Raw genomic sequence first — 3,334 nt, forward strand, 5'->3', positions numbered from 1 at the left:
TCAATGCCCTCGGCACTGCCGAGATCATTCGCGTGGCATAACGCCAGCGGGGTAAGGGGAAGTCATGCCTCAGGCGTGAGTTCTGCAACAATGCCTGTCGAACGTATCGATTGGCGCGCTGTTCATCGCGGGCGTCTTGCCGGGGCTAATGTGCATCGTCATGCTGATGATCGTGGCCTATGTTCAGGCCAGAAACGGCGGTGAGGCCTATCGCGAGACCGAGCCCTTTACCTTCGCGCGCCTTTGCCGCACCGGCTGGGCGGCCCTGCCCGCAGCCGGAATGCCGATCCTGATCCTGGGCGGCATTCTTGGCGGGGTGTTCACGCCGACCGAGGCCGCCGCCGTGTCGGGGTTCTACGGGCTGCTCGTGGGGCTCTTTGTTTACGGAGACCTCGACATCCGCAAGCTGCCCAACCTGATCCTGCGCACCGCATCGCTTTCGTCCGCAGTGATGCTCATCATTGGCACTGCGGCCTTATTTTCCTGGCTCATTGCCAATGCGAACGTACCGAAGATGCTTGGCGAATGGATCACGAGCGTGTCCACTTCGCAGGTGGTGTTCCTGATCATCGCCAACCTGCTTTTCCTGTTTGTCGGTATGTTCCTCGAGACCATCGCGGCGATACTGATCATAGTTCCGGTGCTCTCTCCCATAGCCGCGCAGATGGGTGTGGACCCAATCCACTTCTCACTGCTGGTGATCCTCAACTGTGCCATCGGCACCGTGACACCGCCCTATGGTGTATCGCTCTTCGTCGCCTCCAGCGTGGCGGGGCGGCCGGTGCTCTCGGTCGCACGGCGACTGGTCTGGCCGCTGAGCGGGCTCTTCACGATACTCCTCGCCGTAACCTTCATCCCTGACCTGCCACTATTCCTGCCACGACTTTTCGGACTTATCGACTGACTAGAGGAAAGAAACCATGTCCAAGCTCAAGATTACCATTGCCGGTGCCGTGTTCGACGCGCAATTCGAAGAGGAAAAGGCACCGAAAACCGTCGCGGCCTTCCGCGCACAATTGCCCTACAAGAGCCAAGTGGTTCACGTCCGATGGAGCGGCGAGGGTGTGTGGATCCCGCTGGGAGAGATGGATTTTGGCGTGGAGTACGAGAACCACACGAGTTTCCCCGCGCCGGGGCAGTTCATCCTCTACCCGGGCGGCATTTCGGAAACCGAGATCCTGCTGGCCTACGGGGGAGTTCACTTCGCTTCCAAGATGGGTCAGCTTGCGGGCAACCATTTCATCACCCTGACCTCCAATCTGGACAAGCTGGCCGAGATTGGTCCCAAGGTGCTCTGGGATGGTGCGCAGGAGATCCTCTTCGAGGAGGTTTGAAGTCTGCCCATGTCGAACACTGTTCTTGACGCCCCGATCACTTACGGTGCCCGGCTGCGCCAACTTGCCGCCGAGCGTGGCGGCGGGGAAGCCGTGCGTTTCCTCCCCGCTGAGGGCGCGCCAGTCTCGCTCAGCTGGGAGGCGATGGATAAACTCGTGGATCGGTATGCGCGGGGACTCAGGGCGCACGGCGTGGTGCAGGGAGATGTCGTGGCCTTCGCGCTCGGGAATGTGCCCGCACATCTTGTGATGGCGCTTGCCGTGTGGCGGCTGGGCGCCACCACGATGGTGCTCGACCCCGGGATCCAGCCCGACACGGCCGAGGCTATGAAAGTTCGCAGCGGTGCACGATTGGTGATCGGCCCCGCGCCGGGGCTGGGCGATCTGGATCTTGCAACCTTCGAGGCCGAGGCAGCAGTGCAGCCCGAAAGGCCAGTCCTGGATGGTACGCCGTGTCCCGGCAAGATCGTGCTGTCCGGGGGCTCTACCGGACTGCCCAAGATGATGGCCGACGACCGGCCTTTTGCCCGCATCCCCGGTGCCAGTTGGGGGCGCATCGCGCCACGGCTCGGGTTTCGCAACGACCAGACCCAGCTTGTTTGTGGGGCCATGTCCCACAACGCGCCGTTCACCTGGGCTCAGAACGGCCTGTTCGAGGGCAACCGCCTCGTTCTCATGGAGCGTTTCGATGCCTCCGGCGCACTGCGGGCGATCGACGACGAAGGAGTTGGCTTTGCCATGCTGGTGCCTACAATGATGGTCCGGATGCTTGACGCGCTTCCGGCAAGCGGGGTGACCCTTGATAGCCTGTACGCGCTATATCACACTGGTGCGCCTTGTCCGGCATGGCTGAAGCAGGCTTGGATCGACGTGCTGGGGCCGGAACGTGTGACCGAGATGTACGGCTCGGGCGAGAACACAGGCCAGACCACCATCACGGGCATGGAATGGCTGACGCACCAAGGCTCTGTCGGGCCCGGTTTCGAGACGGAAATCCGCATCTACAGCTCAGACGGTGACCGCCTATCTGTCCACGAGGCTGGAGAGATATTCATGCGGCCTGCGGATTTGGGCGGGCGGGCGCAGTACCTCGGACCGGATGCGCCGCGACCGGAGCGTGATGCCGATGGCTATCAGAGCATCGGTGACGTTGGCTGGCTGGACGATGAGGGCTTTCTCTACCTTGGCGGCCGGCGGGATGACATGATCAATACTGGCGGAGTTAAGGTGCACCCCGAGACGGTCGAAGCCGTTCTGCTGCAGCACCCGGACGTGACTGATGCTGTGGTGTTCGGCATTCCCGACCGCGACTGGGGCGAAAAGGTCGTGGCCTGCGTGGTACTCCGCAGCATGTTGGCACTTGGCGCTCTGCACAGCTTTTGTACCGAACGCTTGGCACCCGCCGAGGCCCCGAAACTGGTCCGGGCGCTAGAAATTTTGCCGCGTGACGGCTTTGGCAAGATCCGTCGAAAGGCATTGCGGGCCACCTTCCTCTGACAAGGCCTTTGAGATAGGGGCTTTGATGGGGCTTGTTGACTAAATGAACTTAGGGGTTTCATTCTGTGAATCCAGCACGATACGTGGGACCCGACAAAGTACAAGACCGCAAGCTGGTCGGCTTACAACGACCGCTTGAAGCGCTGCGGATCGCTGTCGATCTGATTTGATCCCGATATGGTGTGGGCGCCAACACCGAGCGGCACTCGCGGTCGGCAACAGATTTTCAGCGATGCCGCCATCCAGGCCGGCCTGACTTTGCACGTGCTGTTCGGACTGGACTGGGCGGTACCGTATTTTAGCGCCCTTTGCTGTCCACCAGATGCCGGGACTGAACAACTAGCCAGACCCCGGAAGGCGAAGAGATCGTGAAAATACACGCCGCGTATCGCGGTGCTTAGTTGCGACGGCATTGTTGCAGAACTCACGCCTGAGGCATGACTTCCCCTTACCCCGCTGGCGTTATGCCACGCGAATGATCTCGGCAGTGCCGAGGGCATTGA

Annotated in this window: 3 protein-coding genes and 1 pseudogene; all 4 read left to right on the forward strand. The window is 61.3% G+C overall.

All coding sequences use genetic code 11. From position 1 onward, the window contains the following. Positions 1-94: 94 nt before the first annotated feature. Positions 95-904 carry a TRAP transporter large permease gene (locus tag CHB75_RS21030; RefSeq protein ID WP_342745332.1) on the forward strand — a complete coding sequence of 270 codons (810 nt, stop codon included), beginning with the start codon at positions 95-97 and terminating at the stop codon, positions 902-904. Positions 905-920: 16 nt separating this feature from the next. Then, positions 921-1,334 (forward strand): DUF3830 family protein, encoded by a 414-nt coding sequence (locus CHB75_RS21035; protein ID WP_089274108.1) that lies wholly within the window; start codon positions 921-923, stop codon positions 1,332-1,334. 9 nt (positions 1,335-1,343) lie between these two features. Next, positions 1,344-2,831: an AMP-binding protein gene (locus CHB75_RS21040; RefSeq protein ID WP_089274110.1), complete on the forward strand. Its 1,488-nt coding sequence runs from the start codon at positions 1,344-1,346 to the stop codon at positions 2,829-2,831. Between the two features lie 69 nt (positions 2,832-2,900). After that, positions 2,901-3,140: pseudogene (locus CHB75_RS21045) on the forward strand (transposase); the annotation flags it as partial. Positions 3,141-3,334: the final 194 nt, after the last annotated feature.

This window comes from Puniceibacterium sediminis (genome assembly GCF_900188035.1).
GTDB lineage: Bacteria > Pseudomonadota > Alphaproteobacteria > Rhodobacterales > Rhodobacteraceae > Puniceibacterium > Puniceibacterium sediminis.

What these genes read in the sequence shown, in the direction of transcription:
- CHB75_RS21035 (WP_089274108.1), top strand. Translation starts at nt 921, where the DNA reads ATGTCCAAGCTCAAGATTACCATTGCCGGTGCCGTGTTCGACGCGCAA.
- CHB75_RS21040 (WP_089274110.1), top strand. Translation starts at nt 1,344, where the DNA reads ATGTCGAACACTGTTCTTGACGCCCCGATCACTTACGGTGCCCGGCTG.